The organism is Persicitalea sp., assembly GCF_041751555.1.
Taxonomy (GTDB): Bacteria; Bacteroidota; Bacteroidia; order Cytophagales; family Spirosomataceae; genus Persicitalea.
The window spans coordinates 1-2218 of record NZ_JBGSXF010000149.1 but is presented as its reverse complement, the minus strand read 5'-3'; the positions used below and the strand labels follow the sequence as shown (position 1 = coordinate 2218).

Genomic DNA, 2218 nt, shown 5'->3' with positions numbered 1-2218 from the left:
GCGGCGTGGCCGGTATTGGGCGAATCGGCAACAAAACGAATCGACCAGTTAGGATTCATTGCCGGTATTGTCAACAAAGCGTTAAAACAGGATTGGCAGGGAACCCTCAAAAAAGCCGTCGACTACGGATTCACCGAGATGGAAACGGGTAGTTTTTATGGAGATTCAGCGCCGGATTTCCTCAAATTCTGCAACCAGATCGGCCTAACTGTCATTGGCGGGGGGGGGCTCCCTCTATCCATCACTCCTGATAAGATAGGGTCAAAATTAGACAGCCTGAACGCCCTCAATGCCCAATACGCGGTGGTGTACTGGCCCTGGTCAGTCGGAGGTCCGTTTTCACTGGCCGATTGTCAGCACAGTGCTGAGTTGCTTAATCAGATGGGCGAACTCTGCAAACAGCGGGGCCTGACCTTGTGCTGGCACAACCACGATAAAGAGTTTATCCCGATGGAAGCCGGGATGCCGTTCGATTATCTGATGGCCCATACCGAGCCTGCTTTGGTGAAGTGTGAAATGGATCTCTACTGGGTTACCAAAGGGGGAGCCGATCCGCTGGCTATGCTCCGGAAATACAGCGGTCGCTATACGATTCTTCACGTGAAGGATATGGCGGGGGGAACAGAGCAGGACTTTGCCTGCCCCGGTAGCGGAATTATCGACTTCAGGCCGCTGTTTGCCGAAGCGCATCGTCAAGGCATCCGTCACTTCATGGTGGAGCGGGATAATGTGGTCGATGGTCTGGCCTGTCTGCAGGAAAGTGGTGGCTATTTAGGACGATTACGGTTTTAACGGTTGGGGTATGCGCCGAAAAAGGACGGTATGAAGACAAGGACTACAGTTAGTACGGACGGTGGGGTGGCCGAACGGTGGGTTTGAGTGATTTGAAGAAAACTGTCGACCATTCGGGGGCGCCCGTGCGATCAAAGGCTGTGAAGTTCTCGGTATAAATCAAAAAAGCTACTACTATGACCAGAACAATGCAGACGACCGATTTGGCAAGTTGGAATTGTCGGAAGACCTGCTTATCCTGTTGAAGGGTGGCTTCCACCTCTTTTTCAACATAGGCTATTTGATGCTCAATGAGCTTCTGTTGCTTCTGGGAAAGTTGGATAATAAGTTTGTTATCAACCAGATGATAGGGAAAGGCGCCCAAATTCGCAAGAAATGTTCCATCGAGTATCGCACATGGGCAAACTATCCTTCTGACTGTCTAATACGTAGGCGTACAGAGTTGGTATGCTTATGTCCAGCACCCCACAGCTTTTCTTGATTGAGGTTTTCTTGGCTTCATAGAGCTGAACCGCTAATTGTTATTTGTCCGAATCCAGACTTTTTGGGCGTCCACCCAACCAGCCTCGCGCCCGAGCCGACAGACCCGTCATCGTCCACTCCTGAATCAGATTGCGCCGGTGCGCCGACGGTCAGCCGCTGCTGTTCGATCGAACTCAGCCAGAGCGCCGAATAGGTGGAACACAAACTTACCACGGGTTAGCCGCATCGAGACAGAGCTGGACTACAATAGTGCCTTGGCCCGCTACGAGCAAGTCAGGCATGCTGAAAAAAATATGGCTGACCATAAGGAGAAGCTCTTACTGGCGCACCTCATTTCCGACTTCGAGGAAAGGAAAAGCGAGTTGCCGGAAGTCGATCCTGTGGAACTGATCAAAATCCGAATGGAGGATTTCGGCTACAAGCCCGTCGATCTAGCCAAAGAATACGGCGTACCGTCACACTTTTTATGCACTCCGTACCAGGTTGGCCCGTTCCTGCCAAAATAATTCACCTCACGCTTAACAGGTAGTCTAGCATAAAATTCCTTTTCAGGAATCGTATGCCGAAATTGGTCGGGCATTAGCGTGTAGGGCGAAGGCTTGTACTCCTTCATGTCTTTTTTGGCCACGGTGAATTCCCGCCCGCCCGGGTCGGCGAAGACCATCGCCTCGCCTTCGGTGCGGGGGTGGAGTCCGGTCAGCGACTTGCCGTCGTTCAGCGTGATGTTGTAGGTGCGGAAGGCTTCGCTGATATTGCGGTTGGGGTCAAGAATCTTCTGGGTGAGGGCTTTGCCCCCCCAGTTGCCGATCCCGTCGAGCTGCGGACCGACTAGTCCGCCGGTGCCGTCTATCTGGTGGCAGGTGCCGCAGTTTTGGGTAAAAACCGCCTTGCCTTCCCCCGGGCCGAAACTACCCGGCTTGAAGTCGGTCAGGCGCTGGTCGAT

Annotated in this window: 4 protein-coding genes; 1 reads left to right on the top strand and 3 read right to left on the bottom strand. The window is 52.9% G+C overall.

Features of this window, described 5'->3' with window-relative positions:
• A partial coding sequence (locus ACEW8P_RS05075) for a sugar phosphate isomerase/epimerase family protein (RefSeq protein ID WP_373512020.1) occupies positions 1-792 on the top strand: 792 nt, incomplete at its 5' end.
• A gap of 49 nt (positions 793-841) precedes the next feature.
• On the opposite strand, the gene ACEW8P_RS05070 is transcribed toward ACEW8P_RS05075, so the two are convergent.
• From ACEW8P_RS05070 to ACEW8P_RS05060, 3 genes are all read right to left on the bottom strand, one after another.
• Complete coding sequence (locus ACEW8P_RS05070; RefSeq protein WP_373512019.1) at positions 842-1051, bottom strand: hypothetical protein; 210 nt, start codon at positions 1049-1051, stop codon at positions 842-844.
• A 239-nt stretch (positions 1052-1290) separates the two neighbouring features.
• Complete coding sequence (locus tag ACEW8P_RS05065) at positions 1291-1479, bottom strand: hypothetical protein (RefSeq protein ID WP_373512018.1); 189 nt, start codon at positions 1477-1479, stop codon at positions 1291-1293.
• A gap of 211 nt (positions 1480-1690) precedes the next feature.
• A partial coding sequence (locus tag ACEW8P_RS05060) for a c-type cytochrome (RefSeq protein ID WP_373512017.1) occupies positions 1691-2218 on the bottom strand: 528 nt, incomplete at its 5' end.